Here is a 19612-nt window from a genome sequence, read left to right as displayed (position 1 = left end):
TGAGGCTGCACGCCGACCGGCATGCAGCACAGGCTTCAAACAAGGCCGAGTGCGACCAGCAGCATGTCGATCAGCTTGATGCCGATAAACGGCACAACGATGCCGCCCAGGCCGTAGATCAGCAGGTTGCGACGCAACAAGTGAGCCGCGCTGGCCGCCTGTACACGCACGCCGCGCAGGGCCAGCGGGATCAGCACGACGATGATCAGCGCGTTGAAGACGATCGCCGAGACAATCGCGCTCTGCGGGCTGGTCAGCTTCATGACGTTGAGCACACCCAGTTGCGGGTAGATCGAGGCAAACAGCGCAGGCAGTACCGCGAAGTACTTGGCCACGTCGTTGGCAATCGAAAAGGTGGTCAGCGCACCGCGGGTGACCAGCAACTCCTTGCCGATCTGCACCACGTCCAGCAACTTGGTCGGGTCGCTGTCGAGGTCAACCATGTTCGCCGCTTCGCGTGCCGCCTGAGTGCCGTCGTTCATCGCCATGCCGACATCGGCCTGGGCCAGTGCGGGCGCATCGTTGGCACCGTCGCCGCACATCGCCACCAGCCGCCCTTCTCCCTGCTCCTGGCGAATCCGCTCCAGTTTTTTCTCCGGTGTGGCTTCAGCCAGAACGTCGTCGACACCGGCCTCGGCGGCAATCGCTGCGGCAGTCAACGGGTTATCGCCGGTGACCATCACGGTACGGATACCCAGTTTGCGCAGCTCTTCGAAGCGTTCGCGAATACCCGGCTTGACCACGTCCTTGAGATGGATCGCGCCCAGCAACCGACCGTTGGCGCAGACCAGCAGCGGCGTGCCGCCGGTCTTGGCAATCTTGTCGACTTCACGGGCCAGTACAGGCGGCAGCTCGCTGCGCTGCATGTCGATGAAGGCCAACAGCGAATCCACTGCACCCTTGCGGTACACGTGGCCCTGATAATCAACGCCGGACAGACGCGTATCAGCGCTGAACGGCACAGCCGTCACCGAGCTCAGGGTCGGCTCGTTCATCGGGTGCAGGTTGCGCAGGAACTCGACGATGGATTTGCCTTCTGCCGTGTCGTCGGCCAGCGAGGCCAGCAAGGCACCCTCACCCAGTTCCTTGGCGGTCACGCCCGGTGCAGCGTAGACCGCGGCGCAGCGACGGTTGCCGAAGGTGATGGTGCCGGTCTTGTCCAGCAGCAGCACATGCACATCGCCCGCGGCTTCCACGGCGCGACCGGACTTGGCAATCACATTGAGGCGCACCAGGCGGTCCATGCCGGCAATGCCGATGGCCGACAGCAGACCGCCAATGGTGGTCGGGATCAGCGTGACCAGCAACGCCACCAGAAACACCAGCGGCAGGCTGCCACCGGCAAAGTGGGCGAACGGCTGCAAGGTGATGACCACCAGCAGAAAGATCAGGGTCAGGCCGATCAGCAGAATATCCAGCGCGACCTCATTGGGGGTCTTTTGCCGCTTGGCGCCTTCGACCAGCGCGATCATGCGGTCCAGTGTCGACTCGCCGGGGTTGGCGCTGATGCGGATCAGCAGCCAGTCGGAGACCAGCCGGGTGTTACCGGTCACGGCCGAGCGGTCACCACCGGATTCGCGGATCACTGGCGCGGATTCGCCGGTAATCGCAGCCTCGTTGACCGCCGCGATGCCCTCGATGACTTCGCCATCACCGGGAATCATTTCGCCGATCTCGACGCGCACCACATCACCCTTGCGCAACTCGCTGGCATTGATGATGCGCAGGTTGCCGTTGTCGTCCCTGATACGTGCCTTGAGCCCTTCGCTGCCCGCCTTGAGGCTGTCGGCGCGGGCCTTGCCACGGCCCTCGGCCAGCGCTTCGGCGAAGTTGGCGAACAGCACGGTGAACCACAGCCACAGGGCGATCTGCACGCAAACCGAAGTCGGCACCTGCGGGTTGGGGATCACGCACAACACGGTGGTCAGAATGGCGGTCAGTTCCACCACCAGCATGACCGGCGAACGCTTGAGCTGACGCGGGTCGAGCTTGACGAACGCCTGCACCAGCGCCGGACGCCACAGGGCGGCGATGCCGGTTTTTGCCGACTCGGTGGCCTGCGATTCAGTAGATTTCGCAGCAGCATTTTTTGCAGGATTAATAGGTAAGTTCATGATCGGTTCCTCAGAAACCCAGGCTCAGGTGTTCGGCAATCGGCCCCAGTGCCAGGGTCGGCAGGAAGGTCAAGCCACCCACCAGCAGAATCGTGACGGTCAGCAGGGTGACGAACAGCAGGCCATGGGTCGGGAAGCTGTTCTGGCCCTGCGGCGCGGCCTTCTTCATGGCCAGGCTACCGGCCAGGGCCAGCACCGGCAGGATGTAGCCGAAGCGGCCGATGAAAATCGCCAGGCTGAGCATCAGGTTGTGGAACACGGTGTTGGCACTGAAACCGCCGAACGCCGAACCGTTGTTGGCCGTGGCCGAGGTGTAGGCGTACAGCAACTGACTGAAGCCATGCGGGCCGGGGTTGCTGACGGCACCGGCCGGGCCGGGCAGGCTCGCGGCAATCGCGCCCAGCACCAGCACGCCGACCGGCATCACCAGCAAGGTCGCGACCAGCAGCCGGACTTCCTGCGCCTGCAGCTTCTTGCCCAGGTATTCCGGGGTGCGGCCAATCATCAGGCCCGCGAGGAACACGGCGATCAGCACGTTGAGCAGCATGCCGTTGAGGCCGACACCGACGCCGCCGAAGATCACTTCGCCGACCATCATGTTGACCAGCGCGACCATGCCGGTCAGCGGGTTGAGGCTGTCATGCATGCCGTTGACCGAGCCGTTGGACGCCGCAGTGGTAGCGACTGACCAGAGCACCGTGCCGGTGGTGCCGAAGCGGGTTTCCTTGCCTTCCAGCGGTGCGGTCTGCTCGACACCGGCGATGTTCAGCGCCGGGTTAGGCTGGTACTCGGCCCACAGCGAGACCGCACCGCCGATCAGCAGCAATGCCAGCATGCAGCCGAGGATCGCGCGGCTCTGGCGCATGTCCTTGACGTAATGGCCGAAGGTGAACACCAGTGCAGCCGGGATCAGCAGGATCGACACCAGTTCGAACAGGTTGCTCCAGGCGGTCGGGTTCTCGAATGGATGCGCCGAGTTGACGCCGAAGAAGCCGCCACCATTGGTGCCCAGTTGCTTGATGGAAATCTGACTGGCCGCAGGGCCCATGGGCAGGCTCTGATCAGCACCCTGCAGGGTCAGCGCGTCGATGTAGTGGCCGAAGTTCTGTGGCACGCCCTGCCAGACCAGAAACACCGCCAGCACGATACTGATCGGCAACAGGCCGTAGAGCGTGGCGCGGGTCATGTCGGCCCAGAAGTTACCCAGGCTCTGCGATGAGCGACGACTGATGCCGCGACACAGTGCCACCAGTACTGCCAGGCCGGTCGCGGCGCTGACGAAGTTCTGCACGGTCAGGCCGACCATCTGGCTCAGGTAGCTGAGCGACGCTTCGCCGCTGTAGGCCTGCCAGTTGGTGTTGGCGACAAAGCTCATGGTGGTGTTGAAGGCCAGCGACCATTCCATGCCCGGCAGTTGCTGCGGGTTGAGCGGCAGCACGCCTTGCAGCATGAGGATGGCGAACAGCACGACAAAGCCCGCCAGGTTGAACGCCAGCAAGGCCCAGGCGTATTGCTGCCAGGATTGCTCGGTTTTCGGGTCGACGCCGGAGATCCGGTAGCAGGCGCGCTCGACCGGCCCCAGCAACGGGCTCAGCCAGGTACGCTCGCCTTCCATGACCCGGTAATAGAAACGCCCCAGCCACGGCGCGGGGGCCAGCAGCAGGACCAGAAAGGCCAGGATCAACAGATAATCGTAACTGTGCATGATCACTCCTGACTCTGGTCGGCGCGCAACAGCGCCACCAGCAGATAGATGAACAGCCCGACTCCCATCAACAGAGAGATACCATCCATAACGCTCATTGAAATTTCCCCCATCAGGCAACACCGGTACGGCGCAGGCCGCGTGGGGTGATTGTCCGCAGGCAGGGTGTAAAGGCGCGAGATCGACAGGCTGGCCGGGGCGTAAAGAAGCTGTAAAAAAGCGCTACAGCCTTGACGGCGCAAGGCCTTCACGGTCCTGCGGCGCTGTCATTTATGTCAGGTTCGCGTTAGGGGTTGCAGGGGTATCGTGGTGCGGCGATCTTCAGGGAAAGGACTTCACCATGCTTCGCGACAATGGAAAACCGCCCGGCACCACGCCGCCCTCCCAGACCACACCCGCCACTGTCCAGCTGACTGCCAAGGAACGACAAGTCCTGGAATGGGTGGCGCTCGGCAAATCCGCCTGGGAAATATCACGGATACAAGGGTGTTCGGAAGCGACCGTGCACTTTCATACCAGCAATATCCGCCGCAAGTTCGGGGTGACGTCGCTGAAGGCGGCGCTGGTGATGGCGATCAGGCAGGGGGTTATTTTGGTGGAGTGATTAAAATCAAGACCGGGCGACGATAAGATAACTAGATCGTTACCCGGTTTTTGCAAGACCACTGCACATTCTCGCTACATGCCTTCTCCCAGATAACCTCTAATTTCACCTGCCGGCCTTTGAACTCTATTTATCTTATTATTGTTCCTGAGGTTGATGTTCTGATTGTCAGCATAGAGTTTTTTGTTAACGCGCACATGCTCTTCCGATTTTTTGAAAGTGGATCTAGCGTACGGGGTTATTGCCCGTGCCTTAGGGTTTTCCCGAGCAAATTTAAGAGATTTTTCTAGATCGTCATACCAGTCGTAGTTTTTCTTTGCGGTATCGTACGTGCTGCGAAGCGCAGAGCTATCAAGCCCGCTATCAACAGCGTCATCCAAAGCGCTCTTACTCGTAATAAGGTTATTGTACGCTTTATCCGCGCTTTCCTTATGCCTCTGCACATGCGCTTCTAACCTCACAACATCTTTGCGCCTAATCCTTCTCAGATGTTCTGGTGCGCCATCGAAAGTACGGATAAGAGCCTTGGGAACATTCTTGACATTCGAACTGAGGGGCGCAGTTGCAAGTCTTAGAAAAAACCCCCAGGGAGTATGCCCCGTCGGATCCCGCCTACCCACCGGATTCCCCTCGACATACGCATACCCATTCACCCCGCCCTCGCCAAACGGACTCCAGCTATCAGGACTGTTGAAGCGCATCAACACCGGGCTGTAGGCCCGATAGCCATTGCCCAGCATTTGCCAGCCGGTATCCGCCTCGCTCAGTTCGCCGTTGAACCCCAGTCTGCCGTGCGGTGGATCTTCACCGCTGGCGTGGCCGTATGCCGTATACCACCTCCGGTTGACCCCGTCGGCAGCCACCTCGCCCAGCACGCTATCGCTGGCGCTGGTGGCAAGCAGCAGCGTCCGGTCACCCTGCTGCTCGGCCAGCAGGTAGTCGTCGCCACGCATGAAGGTGCTCTGGCCCTGGCTGCCGAGTTGATTGGCCAGCTCTCCGTCGCGATAGAAGCGCAGGTCCCTGTCGCCGCCACGGGTCTCCCCGGTCAGTTGGTCCTGGGGGTCATACTGGTAATGAATGCCGGCTGAGAGCGTGCCTACTTCGATCAGGCGGCCGAGGGGATCGTATTTGAGCGTGCGCCCGGCTTCGTCGATGTCCAGATTGCCGTCCGGGTCATAGCGGAGGTTGATTTCAGGCGGGTAGTACGCGTGGTTGGTGTTCGTTACCCGGCTCAACTGCACGGGATCGTCACCCTCGTAAAAATACCTGGCATTGTTGCTGCCGCCATCGAAGCGGGTGGTGACGAACGTCAGGTTGTTAGCGCCATCGAAAATGAAGTTCTGCCCGAGGAGGGTCCTGCCATAAGGGTCCACCGGCCGTTGAGTCCCCGTGCACTGGTATTGAGTCAGGCGACCGGACGTATCGTAGTTGTAGTGTTCGTCACGGAGTATTTCCGTGCCTTCGCTAAGGGTGCGCTGGACCATGTCATCCACATCGTCATAGACCTGAACCATCTGCTGCTCGACACCATCGAGGTCAAACGTACGCTTTACTTCTCGCCCCAGATCATCATATTCAAGGCTGATCGCGACGGTTCTTTCGCGGCTGCTGTCGGTTTGGTCGGTGGTGGTGATTTTCGCGAGACGACCAAACACAACGTCATAGGCAAACGTTGAATAAACCTCACCCAGCCGGGTTTCCTCGAGACGACCGCAGGTGTCATAGCGATTGACCTGTTCCTGTCCCAGTACATCGGTGTAAGACAGCAGCAGGCCCTGTCGGCTGTAGCTGTAGAACATGTCGTAGGTTTTGCCTGCTGAGGTGCGCTTCTCGCTTTTCAGCGAGCCGGTACTGTAATACTCGCGATCCAGTATCTCACCCTGCTCCTCGGAATGAATCAGACGAGCATTCTGCTTATCGTACGTGTAATCGGCAGCCACACCCGGCTCCGCGGTCCGGGCAGGCGCTGCCCCAGGCCCGGATTCTTTCAGCGGATCAACTTCGCGGGTGGTGTCAGGTTCGGGCTCAGCTTCGGACTGCACCCGGCGCCACGGCTCGTCGCCTACCTGGGGCTTGTATTCGTAATCGATTTTCCGCTTGCTGGGCAGGGTTACCGTTCTGGGTTGCAGCAGACCGACGTCGTAAACAAGCGTACGTTTACGCCCGCCGGTGACAGAACTGACCAGACGATCCAGCCCGTCGAACGACTGCTCTCCCAACACAATGCTTTTGCCGTTGTGCTCGATGCCGATACTGATGGGCAAGTCTTCGCTGCTGTGGCTTGCATAGCTGCGACGCACGATGGCCTCGCTTGGCAATGTGGACTCGATCACCCGATCAAAGACGTCGTAGACATAGGTAGTGCGCCGCCTTCTGTTTACCACCCCGACAATTTCCTCGACACGGCGGCCAAGGCCATCGTAATGGTACTGGCTCAGACTGACCGAGGTGCCGGCCTTATCCTGTCGCTCGCTACGGGTCGGCTGTTCGAACAGGTTCATCCAGGTCTCGGTGAACTCGCTTTTCCCTTTGCCATCGGTGCCTTCGATCCAGCTACGCTGAACAGGGCCTTGCGATTGCGCCGTACCAATGGGGTCGGTCTCTTCGAACGTCTTGATATTATCCGGGCCGGTGACGCAGCGCTGTTCGCCCCAATCGTCATATTCGTAGACGCTCTTCAGCGCCAGATCCTGCTGACCAAGCCAGTCAAACTCGGTCTCGTTGACCATGAGCCCCCATGCGTCGTAAACGGCAGCGTAGGTCTGTCGAGGTTTGTCGACGCGCGCAGGTTTATCTGCGTCATCCCGCTCCTCATGGATGACTCGGTTGAGGCCATCAAAGTGACTGCAGGTTTTGACCCCCTTGACGTCGATGAGCGTCTGCGTGGCCTGATCGGTGGCCTTGGCACAGAGCTGATACTCATAACTTCTGGTCGCCTGGTAGATATCATCATTGGGCGCCACCGTTTCACTCAGTACACGCCGCAGGCTGTCGTAGACATAACGGATTTCCACGTTGTTGTCGTCGCGATTGAGCAAGGGTTCGCCGTTGAGCAGAGAATCCTCCAGGGTAATGACCTTCTTCGCGCCATCGAAGCCGGTCACGGTCTGTACGGTTTGCAGCACAGTCTTGCCATAAATCTCGCTGTCAGGGGTGCTGTAGGCATACTCTGTGCTGGTTGCATTCTCGCCCATGATCACCCGTTGCAGTTTGAGCCGACCGTGCAGAAGTGCGTTGTTCGGCTCATCGAAATATTCATAGGTCGTGAGGCGCTGCTCGTACTCATCTTCAGGGGCCTGCATCAGTAACGTCTCGCTTTGCGGTGCAAGCCATTGCTGTAGCTGACCGCCATCCACAGCAGGCAACGCCGTGTAGCGATAGCGGGTAATCAGGACCGGTGCATTACCGTAGTCGGACGCCGCCGGGATGATCTTGCTGCTTTTCATCCAGCGGACGAAGCCTTCAGGGTCTGGCGGGCAGCCATCCTCGCCGGCGGCCGGATACCACTCACTGACCTCGACCATACCGTTGGCCTGAGTCTGAGTGAGCAGATTGCCGTCTTTGTCATAGGCGCTGCTGACCATTTCACTGCGCGGCACACTGCCGTCTGACGACAGCCGCCAGGTGGTCTGGACCTCCTTGGGTAATTGACAGTAGGCAGGCTGAGTAAAAAAGGGTTGTCCCGGCACGATGTAGTACCGAGTGTCCACCTGCATGACGGTAAGGTTCTTGCGCGTGGTTTCCCGAGTGAGCAGGTGAAACTGGTTGAAGGTCCGTTCGATACTGCGCTCGGCATCAGGCTTGCCCGCGACCTGGACACGCAATGTCTCGGTCGACGAATATTCGTACAGCTCCGCCCCGAGATAGCGATACAGATTGTCCAGACCATTGTCTTCCCAGGCGATATCCAGCCCCGCGCCCAGGAAGTTGCGCTCGCGCCCGGCGCTGTCCTGGTAACTGTAAAAAACGTCCATTTGCGCCTGCCCCAAGCCCGGCGTCGTGCGATGGCGCGTGACTCTGGGCAGAGGGGGACGTGCCGCCCTGGCAGGAAACTGATGGCCGCCGTCGGTATAAAAGATCTCTTCCCGACCGCCAACGGGTGTTTCTACCGACGTCATGCATAGATGCTCACGGATCAGGCTGTATACAAAACGCCACGAGGCAGCATTGTCGGTCGGCAGCTCGATACGGTTGACACGGTGATCCGATCCGCCCAGCACCATCTTGAATGTCGCATCCGGGCCTTCGCCAGTGGTCATGCGCAGCGTCACCGCCGTGTCTTCGCGGCTGATGCCGAGCAGAAGCTGACCCGAGTCATCCGTTACTTCGCTGAGCATCTGATACCCGCCGAAAGAGGCGTAATCCAGCGTGACACTGTGACCTTCCGGGGCGAATACGCGCACCGGCAGTGCGACCCTGTTGGCCCCGCTGCCACGCAGTTCGAGCAGCTCCACCAGACCGGACTTGTGCATCACCCTGAAATGGGTCTCGTCCTCCTTGTACAAGTGAAAACTGTCGATTTTCTTTTCCGACATCAGCATCTGGTCGTCGCTGGTGCCATCGACCTTGAATGTCTCGCCGCTGCTCAGCGACACGATCTGGTTACCCGGATCGTACTGCGACAACTGCAGGTTCCAGCCCAGACCAAAGCCGCTGTCCTGGCGGTTGAGAGGGTTGTAGTTAAGTGCCAGTGGCATACCCGGGCCACGCAATCCGTTGGTCTTGACATCGGGCAGGGTGATCGCCACCGTGTATTGCCCGGTACGGGGGTCAACGCCGCTCTGTACATAACTCAGGAAGTTGAACGCGTTGGAGTGTACGGAAGTCGATGCTGTCATGATCCATGAACCTCGAACTTTATAGAGTGGGATAACCGTCACCCCGTGCGGGTGACGGTCAAGCAGGCTTGACAGGTCCAGTGTTACCGAGGACTAATCCGATACATCGACACGGACGCAGGACAACTTGCCTTTTATGTTTTCATCACCGCTATATGCCTGGGTCAAAATAATGCCGCGACTGATGAAGGTGCCGACCGGTTTGCCTCTGAGCTGGTCGATGGAGAGCCAGAGTGTTGTAACGGGGTCAATGTAGGTCTCGAGTTCAAATACCCAGCCTCCCTCTTCATCACAATCCCTGGACTCCAGGCGGATTTTTACTGCGGAGCGCACGTTATCCAGCTTGTAATAACTCATCTGATCGTTCGTGCACGCATGATCGCCCCTGTTGAGATAAACCACGTCGTCCTGGGCGGTAAAGGTGCAGTTCTTGCCTCCGCCATCTTTTTCTTGTGAGAGCATGATGAGTCGGATCGCCTGTGCCGGGGGCGCAGCCTCCTCCCTTTGGAACGGGGCGAACGTACAGCCTGTCAAACCTGCAAGCGCCATGCAGGCAAAGGTTTTACTTAGCGCATTCATGATAATGACTCCCTGTCAGTTTGTTGCATCAATGCCTCATTCGGACCGAGTTGCCGAATAGAAGGTATGCATGAGACGGTTGCGCCTGCCGGGGCCCTCGGCCAGAAAACTGATTCGCCGTTTATGGGCATTGCCCTGCTTATCGATCAACAGGACGGCTAATGTTCCCGTCAACTTGTCGCGTGCAGGATGACCTTTCGGGATGAATTTAAGACCCCGGAGGCGGTGCAGGCTGATGATCAGTTTGCCGGTCTCGAATAGCTGCATATTGACGTCGATGTCCAACGAGTGATCGGCCCCCATCACGTCTTTGAGCGCTTCGTCAAAGTGCACCTTGCTCACATCGCCGTCATCAGCCGGGTCGTCGAAGATAAAACCCGTCCAACTGAACATTTTTTCTTCTACCTGTTCGCTCTCCCAGAGAATGATCGAGGTATTGATCACGTCACTGCCAGGCTTGGAGGGCATAAACTTCAGCCTCTCGAAACCTACCCATTGCTGGGTATCGGGGTTGACGGCACTCAGCTTCCAGTAATCGATGGTGTTGAGATTGAAGTCGAAAGGGTCATCCGGAGCCCCTTCCGCAGGCGGCTCGGCCGGAGGATTTCCGCCTAACCCCTCGGCACGCTGCGGAATGAAGTTGTAATTCTGGTTATCGAACGAGGGCAAGCGTCGCGGGGTGATTTCGACCGTGCTGTTCACTTCTTCATACCGCACAGAGTTCCACCAATTGTCGTTGGCATCCTGAAATCTCGCGTAGAAGACGCTGACTGAACCCGATTCCTGTCGACTGTGCAGATAGAAGTCCTGCACGACTGGCCGTGACGCATCCAGGCCCGGCTCAGCAGCGAAAACGCCGGCCCCGGACAACTCGAAGCGGTTATGTTGACTACGCACGCGCCACGTCTGCTCATCATCTTCAGACATGCCATCGAGATGGAGGGCTACTGTCTCGATTTCTTGCTGGGTGCCATCGTCTACCAGGCGCATGGTGAGCCTTTCGGCGGGGCTCAGCTCGTAATCGACACCGTCGACCGGCATCACCTGGGTCTTGATCTGCAGCCTGAGTTGCTGATAGCCATTGGGGTACAGAATACCCGTATTATTTTCAGTCGATGGCGAGCCGGGGACCGTGATGGTAAACATCGACAGTTCGGTCCAAGTACCTTCATCGATGACTTCGGACAATTCGATGACGCTATAGCCACACGCCAGAACCACCCCGTTGTTCACCACTTCACAGCTCACCACGCTACTGGCGACAAGCGCCTGGTCGGGCGGCATGAAAAGCCCCTGCCGATCAACAGTGCCGGCCCCACCCACCACCTTCCAGCGTCGCTCAAGCCCGGGCAGCAGTGAGCGGTCATCCTGTAACTGCACCGCTACCTTTGGTCGTGCTCTGGGTACAAAAGCCGGCTCGATGTGCAGCATTTGCTGCCCGTTGGCGACAAGCACCGTAGCGATGCCAAGGTCATTGCCCGACGCCTCTATCTGTTGCACGGCCAGCGCTCTTTTACCGGACCTGGCATCCGGACTGAAGAGCGCGCCCTTGCCGACCTCACTCAACCTGCCAAGCTCCGCCCCCAGCAGCGCCCAGCTCACCGGGCTGCCGTCATGCGTCGAAGCCGCCAGCGAGACCGGTTGCAGCGCAGTCCCCCCTGGCACCACCGTTACACGTGGCGCCAACTCCAGGCTCCGCGATACCACACTCACCAGCGCCGAGACCTTGACGACAGCGCCTGACTCTTGATAGACGGCAGTGATCACGACGCGCAGCGCGTCATGGCCGATAGCCTCAAGGCCCGCCGCCGTGTAAACGCCGCTGGAAGAGATGCTGCCGCTTCCGGCAGCCACGTGGCTTTGAATGCTTAATGCACTCCAGCTGGTGGCCGGTATTTCTTCGCCTTGCGGGTTGTGCAGGACAAAGCGCTGGGTCTGCCCGGCCGTTACAGTCGAGAACAGCGGTGTAATGCTGGCCTGTGTTGAACGAAGGCTGCCAAACAACAACAGGTCGTGCGGGCAGTGTCGCTCAAGCGGTTCAAATACTCGTCCACCGCTGAACTTCAGGCTGTCCAGCACCTGCAAGCGTTCACGCTCGATCATCGACTGAGTCTCTTGCGAGAGCATCAACACCGTGCCGTATGCTGGCTGACTGTCTGCCCCGCGATCATCAGGTATCGGATAAACGAAATTATCTGCCGACGGAAACAAGCCTTCAGCTTCGCTATCCTGCGCTTGCATGAACAGCATAAGCGCGCCATCACCCGCGTTGTCCATGCGCGCGTCGCTTGAACGCGGCGCGGCGCGGGTAAGGAGCCGCAAGCGGGTTGGCGTCTGAACATGATAACGATTGAGCTGTGCCTGCAGGACTGAGAAAACCCGGCAATGAAGCGCAATCTGCTTGAACTCCCGGGCAAAGAAATCTGCCAGTGCCTGATTGATCGCATCATCGACGCCGCCCAGATTACAGGCAACGCCAGCCCCGTCAGCCAGATCGAGCAGCACATGCCCCTCCTCTCCCACGAAGAGATCGACCGTCATCGCCAGCCTGAAGCCCATGGGCTCGCTGATGATGAAGCTGCCGGACACGGTGGTTGCGCTGCCCTGCGGCTGATGCAAGCCGCTGTAACGGCCCGACACGATGTTCATCGTGACAAGAACACTGCTGGAGCCCGCCGAGTCAGCCACAAACGACAGAACCGGCACACCCAGTACGACCTGCTTCAGACGAACAGTGTCGCCTTGTCGCTCATCCACCACAATTTCACCGGTGAACAACGGCAAGAAGGCCAGCTCCCGATAGCGCTCGATGTATTGCTGCTCGATATGCCGGTTGAGATCGCTGCGACTGACCGCCGCGACGGCTCCCCAGCCCTGGGTCAAGGTACCTGCACCGGCTTGCTGCACAATAGCGCTCAGTGAACGGGGCATTGTATTACCCGCCGTGCCCAGCGCGGGGCCGGTCAGTGCCTGCAATACACCGGAGGAGCCACTCAATGGCAGCGGCAGAATCAGGTGTCCGGCCATCGTGCCAAGGTACTCGTCCATAATTTCTGCGAACACGACAACGAAGCGTTCGGGTGCGTTGGAATCGCTGCTGTACACACCCGCGGCGTCTATGGAGCCCGGCCCGCTCAGACGCCAGGTGACTGGAAGCTTGTGGCCATTGACGACGACTGTCAGCTCGGCACGCTGGTCATTGACGCTGGCAAGCGTGATGGGCAGCATCGGTGAGTGGCGAAGAACCAGTACCTGGATTGATTCGGTGTGCTGGTCATCGCTGACCGTTATTGTGTCAAGGACATAGGTATTCCCTGCCCCCCCTGCACCGGCGACGTAAAATTTTTCATGCGGCGCATCGACGCCATCCTCAAGCGTCCCGCTTTGTCCGGGCACCGGATCGACCACCGTCCATTTCAGGTTGCCTGCGCGCGAACTGCGTGCTGAAAGCGCTATCCGTTGACCGTAATTACACACCTGAATCAACGGGCTGACGCTGACGCTGCTGGTGAGCACCGTCAACACTGCGGTACTGCCATGCCCCGACACGGGGTCCATCGCCTTGATCAGTACACGCTGAAAACCCTGCCTCACGGGCAGTGCTGCGGGAGCCACATACCGACCCTGCGCATCAATTTCCCCCAGACCGTCAGTACCGCCATCCAATGGATTTGCCAGCGACCAGACGATGCCCGGGCGCGCAGGCCGGGTGGTCAATTGCAGCGTTTCGCCTGTACTGATCAGTGCCTGTTGCTCGACGATACTGAACGTGGACGCAGCGGGATCGATACGACCGAACAACGCGAGGTCATAAGGCAGACGTTTGAGTACGGGTTGCAGCACTTGCTCGTCAGGCAATGACCAGCCGGCCAGAAAGCGCTCGGCGCCGGTGGCATCCAGGGTTTTGCTCAACCCTTGAAGCAAGGCGTGTTTGACGGTATAGGCCACGAAGCCGTTGATCTGCTCAAGTTCTCTGGCACTCAGGTTGTCCAGCGTTCCTGGAGCGGCGCTGACTTCATGGTCGAAGAGGTAAGGTGCATAAAGATGCCCTTCCACTGCCTGATCATCTGACTCACTTTCAATCAGATGAAACTCGTGCTTGAGGCTGATGTTGAAGGTGGCGTTGTGCGATTGCCATTGATCGCTGTCCAGCGCCCTGTAGCGAAAACCCAGCGTGCAGGGGAATTCCCAGGTCTGCGTAGTCTGGGCGTACTCGAAATCAATGGTCAGGGGATGCTGGGCGTTGAAGGCCTGGACACTGAAAGGTTCGGATTCGAAGACAAATTCTGCGCTCCGGTAGTCTCCGGCCGGTACTGCAAAAGTACCGGCCTGAGCGACCATTCGCTGCAGCGGTTTATCCTCCGGAACGATGAAGCTGAAGTCGGGCGCTTGCAGCATTTGTATCACCGCACCACCAAAGGCAGCGCGGTGCAGCGCGTGGGAGGAAAACACGGCGGTCGCCGAGTACGAATGCTGAGCATCGTTGGGAATCAGGTAACGAAAGTCAGAATCGCCATCCGGAATCCCGCCCGTCACCCCGTACTCCAGGGTCGTGAACAGCAACAAGGCGCCTTTTTTATGGACCGATACAGCATCGGGGCTTTCAAGCTGTGACCGCACATCAATTCTGCGCACGTTGAGCAATTCGTTGCTCTGCTCATTGAAAATACCCAGCCTTAACCTCTGCTCCTGATTTTCAGGGTTGCTCAACCAACCTTGAAAAAACTCGCCGATCTTGCTGCGTTCAGTAGCACCGCCCGGAAAATCCAGCGAAAGGTTTTTAGCCAGGCCAAGCTCTACCACCAGATCCGCGCTTTGACTATTCAGTTCCAGATCGAAATCCAGGTCCGGCGCGTTCAGCGGATCGTAGGCAGCGATTCTGTGAACATTGTGCTGTCCCTGAGCGCTCTCTACCACGGTATGCATGCCGGCGATAACTGGCAGGCGCCAGGCCAGCAGGGAATGTCCCAGAACACTGTCCTTGAACGACAAGGTCGGCGCCCCGAGAACACAACCCGAGAAAAAATGAGCATCATGCGTATCGGGAATCGTGATACTTCCGTCCGGCACCGGACGCGACAGCCCCTGAGCCACACCCTGTTGGTAAACATGTTCCAGCAGCTCGTTGACCTTGTCGCCATCCAGAGCAATGATCGCGTCCCAGCCTCTGAGACGCGTGGTATTTTTCATCCATGCCAGCAGACTTTCCGCTGAATAACCAGCCATGACATCACCTCCTGTGATGTTGATATAGATAAGACGTCGCGCACGTCCGCTTAGAACGCCTGTGCTTTTTTGCCTTTCATCAATTCCAGATCCGTGGCAAACCGGTCCAGTGGTAGTGGCAAGACGATATGCCCTTCTATGACGCCAAGGATTGCATTCGGGGCCTCGGCAAAAATCAGCACAAACCGGTCAGTTGACGCTACGTCGGGGGTGTACAGGCCGTCGTCGATGCGCCCGCGCCCGGCGCCCACTCTCCATTTGACGCCGGGCGGCGTAAGGCCATTGGCAAACGCTTGCAGTTGAACCTGATCGGCACGAATGTTCACAACGTCCACGTGCTCCCCGACTTTCTCAACGTCCAGAACTTCAGAAACCTCCACGGTTTTTACGACTTTTACGGTTAACAGTGGGACTTGGTGCTTTACCAGTACCCACGACGAAACACTCGCCTGCTGGCTGGTCACGACGATCTGATCCAGAACATAGGTTTTACCGGTCACCTTTGGCGCCGCGACGTAACGATGATCACCATCGGCCAGTGCGCTGGGCTCCAGAACACCGCTTTCGCCAGCCACCGGATCCTTGAGCGACCAGTCCATTTCTTCGGTGCCTAGCGAACCTGCCTGCAGTTCCACGGTCTGCCCGGCGTCACACACCTGAATCAATGGATTGAGGGTGATCGGGTTGGTGACGATCGTGACCAGGGCCGAACTTCGATCGTTCGATTTCAGGTCAGTGGCTGTTACCCGAACACGCGTGAACGCAAGCTCGGTCAAAGAGGATTCCGGCGCGTAATACCGGCCGGTGCCGTTGACGGCACCGAAGTTCTGCGCATCACCTTGCAGACGTTCGACACTCCACGTCACATTCGCACCCGGCGGTTGAATGGAGAAGGTGGTGGAACTGTCGACGACCATCAGGTGCTCCGCCGGGCTGACGACAAAGTCTGCCCCGGAACTGTTGATGCGGCCGAAGGCGGCTATATCTCTGGGTGCACGAAGTACGTCAGGCACAATGGCTTCGTTGAAATTGAGATCGATACTGTCCCGGATGAACGCGCTGATCGGCACACGAGTAGCGAGTTTGCGTGCCAGTACGGCTTTGATGTCGGACTCGAACGGATCCTTGTTCAGCTTCTCGAAATTGCTTTTTACCGACGTTATTAACAACAGTAATGAAAAGCTGTTTGCGGGTGGAGGGTTCTCCACGGAAGTCAGGTCATCGATGGTGGTGTTTATCGTGAGACCGGGGATCAGAACGAGGTCGTTGTTTTCTTCGGCAAAGGTATAAATGCACCGTACATCGACCGTGACGACCTTGCTCATGACCAGTAGCGTCCCATGGCCTGGCAACGTAAGCACAACGCTGGGGGTGGCTTTGGACTTCCAGGTCAGTGCCACCGTGCCATCGCCAATGAGCTCCACAGACAAAGGCGTGCTCCCTGACACATCAAGCCAGGTCCCGGCTTTGTAGACATTTGCGAAGACCGCCACGCCATTGATGTCAACCTTGACGTCCTGGCTGCTCGCTTCGGACGTCGTCAGCCTGCCCGACGTGGCCGTCGCCTTGATCAAGCGGCCGGAGCCGTCATGAACACTGTTGAACACCCCGTTTTCAATAATCGAAGCAATGGTCTTGGTCACTTCGCCAATGAACAGTGCCGCCTTGAACGTACGCTCCGCACTGAACAACACCGTGGCCGAATAATCTTTCCCGGCATCATCCGGTATCAGGTATTGGTACTCTACCGGGATGTCGCCACCTTCCTGACTGCCCGCCAGGCGAATGAACACCAGCACGGCCCCGTCGCCGTAGTTGGCGGCCTGCGGGTCGAGAGGCGCGGCAGGATTGGTCTGGGTGCGCAGTTTGAACGACTGGGGGTGCATCAGATTATTGCTGCCATGCTTGATCACGCCCAGCGTCCATACGCGCTGTTCGTCCGGCAACGCACTGAACAGGGCTTTGAAGAAATCCCCGCCAAGTGCCCGGTCAGCCCTGTCAACCGCGAAGGTCAGAATGAAATTATCACTGTCCTTGAGGTCGAGCCGCACCCGGCCATCGCTCTGGACATCACCCGGGACCCTTTCCAGCGCGAGATCCAGTGTCAGTTTCGGACCTTGCAGCGCATCGATATGGATAATTCTGTAGGCTTCCCAATTGTCGACGTTATTCTTCATCGTCAATTGGGTTCCGCCCAGAACCGAACAGGTCAATGTCGCATGCGACTGACCGAGGTTATCGTTCGTGAACGCCAGCCTGGGCGCATCCAGAATGAAATTGTGAATATTTTCTTTAAACCCGTCGCTCAGTGCCACCTCTCCGCTCACAGGCTGCAGATAGGCGTTCGACGAAAAACGCGCGATGTACTCCTGAAGCAACAGGTTATTCACCTTGCCTCGGGCCATTGCCGCGATGGAATCCCAGCCCCACATCACATTATTGGCGGGGTCTTTCATCCACTCGGTCAGGTTGTTCAGCGTGTTAGTAGCCATAGGATTACGTCCGTGTAAGTGTGGGGTCATGCCGGTGACCGTTGCGTCCTGCGCCAGCCCGCCGGCCCGTGAAAAAACATCGTCCAGCACCGTGAAATCGATAGACGGAAACTGTGTGTAATTCGCCCCTTCATCAAAGCTGACTTCAACCGTCACGGTGTTGGTCGGTCTGTTTCTTTGCAGACTTTCCAGAAACCCCCTCGGGATGATTACCGACAGCTGCCTGGCCTGGTGTTCCGCCTCGCTGACCGGTTCTGCAGCGCCGGTACGTAGCCCGACCGTTTGCTCCAGGCCCGACGACAGCAAGCCAGTGGCCTTAATGCGTACCCGTTGCCTGGGAGCCATGTAGGCCCAGGATTCCAGGTCCAGACCTGCACCTTCTGGCGGGACCCTGGTGAGGTCAAGCAGGGCATCGGTAACGCGTGGTCGCATGATCTGGATGTACGGCCAGACGGAGCCCAGGGCTCTGACTTCCAGATTGAATACTTGCGAAGTGCCTGATTGCGACGCTGAGACGACCTTGTAGTACACGGCGACCCACTTGCCCATATTGGCCGGGACCGCTGTGGGCGGGATGACGAACAGGCGCGGATCGCCCGGCGACGGATCAGCGATAAAGCTGCCCGTGCTTGTGTACCCCTCCCAATGCATCTGTACCGTGTAATCGTCGCCGATAAACGCTTCTTTCGGTATGCGAATCGTCACCCCGCTCTGCAGCTGCGAGGCAAAGATATAGCCCGTGACGGTCCCTTCACCGGAGCCGTCAATGATGGCGTCTTCGATAACGGGCGCAGGTAGATCGAGCGGTCGACTCAGAATGACCTTGCGCGGTAACGAGCTGGCTGCGTTGCCCGGTCGCGCGTACTGATACACCAGCTCGATTTCCTTGCCGTTATTGGCAGAAAGCCAGGCCTGAGCCAGCGAGAACTGCAGTACGCCACTGTCGAGATTGGAGAGGTCGGCCCGCAGGGTCTGCACCAGCCGATTGCCGCTGGAGACATAAACCACGACATCGTCATCGATCTGCATGCCGAAAGGATCGACCAGCAGGGTGACGCCGTCAGGAAAGGCTTCCGGATCCAGTGAGCCACCGTTGAAATCCTTGATGGTCAAGGCGGGCAATAACGCCGTTGACGGTGCGACGAAAGCCAGCGACTGAGTGGCCGAAACCGTTGTCAATGTGGAATCGGCATACTCGATGCGGTAGCTCATCAGAGCGAAGCCATCTCTGATTGGCGCAAGTTCGTTGGACCCTATCGGCCACTGCAGAGGCTGGCCCACCTCTTTCACCGTCAATTCCCGGGACCGGACCAACGAGTACCAGAAAGTGCTTTCATCGAAATAAAGATCCAGTGTGAGGGTCACCCTGTCGCCCACGCGCATCGCCTGATACGGCGGCGCCACGAACAACACTTCACTGATTTGCCACAGCAGGTCAGGATCAAGCTTCAGATCGTGAGACTCCTTGCATTGCAGCACCCCCAGCCCGGCGGCCGTTGACGGTGGCTTACCGACATAGAAGAACAGGCGCAGGGATTCATCAGGGCGACCTTCGACGATGTACGAGTAAAACACCCACCCCTTATCAAGCCTCATCAGCAACGGATTATTGATCAACAGGGGCATGCCTTCGGGCTGCAACCCGACGACCTCGATAACATCGCCGACATAGTCCTCCACTGCGCCCAGGGCACCGCAACCTCGCCAGTTGGGCATGAACCGATCGCCGTTCTTGATACCTGGATAGTCGATCCAGGTGGTCAGGTCGGCACCGCCCAACTGATCAAGATCGAGGTAGTTCCCGGGCTGCTGCAGGTCGGGCACCTTGGGGGCGGGAAGATCCAGCGCCATGAGTGAGACTCCTTTCTCGTTTCCGCCTGAAATGGGTATATCGCAAGGGTTGCCCCTGAGAATGCGGATAGGATTTTTTTACGCCGATGCACATCAGTTGCCCACTAGCACTACTGCTAGGTTGTTGCCCGGGTACGGACTGTTAGGGTTAGGCAAGACCTCCAGCCACACGAACGTCTTCGGGCGTTCAGGCTTGGGGGTCG

Annotated in this window: 8 protein-coding genes; 1 reads left to right on the top strand and 7 read right to left on the bottom strand. The window is 58.5% G+C overall.

Annotated features, from left to right (window positions below):
• Positions 1 to 35: 35 nt before the first annotated feature.
• Genes kdpB through kdpF form a run of 3 tightly spaced genes read right to left on the bottom strand, consistent with a single transcriptional unit; the run spans position 36 to position 3917 of the window.
• Entirely contained in the window at positions 36 to 2114 is a 2079-nt protein-coding gene (gene kdpB / locus AC54XV_RS10560; protein WP_057457111.1) for a potassium-transporting ATPase subunit KdpB, read from the bottom strand.
• A gap of 10 nt (positions 2115 to 2124) precedes the next feature.
• Positions 2125 to 3819: a potassium-transporting ATPase subunit KdpA gene (kdpA, locus tag AC54XV_RS10555; protein WP_024660645.1), complete on the bottom strand. Its 1695-nt coding sequence runs from the start codon at positions 3817 to 3819 to the stop codon at positions 2125 to 2127.
• A gap of 2 nt (positions 3820 to 3821) precedes the next feature.
• On the bottom strand, positions 3822 to 3917 hold the full coding sequence (kdpF, locus tag AC54XV_RS10550) for a K(+)-transporting ATPase subunit F (protein WP_003406089.1): 96 nt from the start codon (positions 3915 to 3917) through the stop codon (positions 3822 to 3824).
• Between the two features lie 242 nt (positions 3918 to 4159).
• On the opposite strand from kdpF, the gene AC54XV_RS10545 reads away from it, so the two are divergent.
• A complete protein-coding gene (locus tag AC54XV_RS10545; protein WP_003406091.1) occupies positions 4160 to 4423 on the top strand; it encodes a LuxR family transcriptional regulator in 264 nt (87 codons plus the stop codon).
• Between the two features lie 74 nt (positions 4424 to 4497).
• Here the strand turns inward: AC54XV_RS10545 and AC54XV_RS10540 are convergent, their stop codons facing one another.
• The 4 genes from AC54XV_RS10540 to AC54XV_RS10525 form a co-directional block, all read right to left on the bottom strand.
• Complete coding sequence (locus tag AC54XV_RS10540) at positions 4498 to 9261, bottom strand: RHS repeat domain-containing protein (protein ID WP_058398562.1); 4764 nt, start codon at positions 9259 to 9261, stop codon at positions 4498 to 4500.
• Between the two features lie 93 nt (positions 9262 to 9354).
• Positions 9355 to 9840, bottom strand: a complete 486-nt coding sequence (locus AC54XV_RS10535; RefSeq protein WP_058398561.1) for a hypothetical protein — start codon at positions 9838 to 9840, stop codon at positions 9355 to 9357.
• A gap of 36 nt (positions 9841 to 9876) precedes the next feature.
• The gene (locus AC54XV_RS10530) at positions 9877 to 15066 is read right to left on the bottom strand and encodes a hypothetical protein (protein WP_058398560.1); all 5190 of its coding nucleotides are present in this window, start codon (positions 15064 to 15066) and stop codon (positions 9877 to 9879) included.
• 50 nt (positions 15067 to 15116) lie between these two features.
• Positions 15117 to 19409: a hypothetical protein gene (locus tag AC54XV_RS10525; protein ID WP_080395986.1), complete on the bottom strand. Its 4293-nt coding sequence runs from the start codon at positions 19407 to 19409 to the stop codon at positions 15117 to 15119.
• Positions 19410 to 19612: the final 203 nt, after the last annotated feature.

This window comes from Pseudomonas fragariae (ex Marin et al. 2024), assembly GCF_059621105.1.
The sequence above is the reverse complement of the archived record's forward strand: the minus strand, read 5'-3'. Positions and strand labels throughout refer to the sequence as shown.

Bases quoted from the DNA above. Each gene is read 5' to 3' on its own strand.
- kdpB (WP_057457111.1), bottom strand. From the start codon at position 2,114: ATGAACTTACCTATTAATCCTGCAAAAAATGCTGCTGCGAAATCTACT.
- kdpA (WP_024660645.1), bottom strand. From the start codon at position 3,819: ATGCACAGTTACGATTATCTGTTGATCCTGGCCTTTCTGGTCCTGCTG.
- kdpF (WP_003406089.1), bottom strand. From the start codon at position 3,917: ATGAGCGTTATGGATGGTATCTCTCTGTTGATGGGAGTCGGGCTGTTC.
- AC54XV_RS10545 (WP_003406091.1), top strand. From the start codon at position 4,160: ATGCTTCGCGACAATGGAAAACCGCCCGGCACCACGCCGCCCTCCCAG.
- AC54XV_RS10540 (WP_058398562.1), bottom strand. From the start codon at position 9,261: ATGACAGCATCGACTTCCGTACACTCCAACGCGTTCAACTTCCTGAGT.
- AC54XV_RS10535 (WP_058398561.1), bottom strand. From the start codon at position 9,840: ATGAATGCGCTAAGTAAAACCTTTGCCTGCATGGCGCTTGCAGGTTTG.
- AC54XV_RS10530 (WP_058398560.1), bottom strand. From the start codon at position 15,066: ATGGCTGGTTATTCAGCGGAAAGTCTGCTGGCATGGATGAAAAATACC.
- AC54XV_RS10525 (WP_080395986.1), bottom strand. From the start codon at position 19,409: ATGGCGCTGGATCTTCCCGCCCCCAAGGTGCCCGACCTGCAGCAGCCC.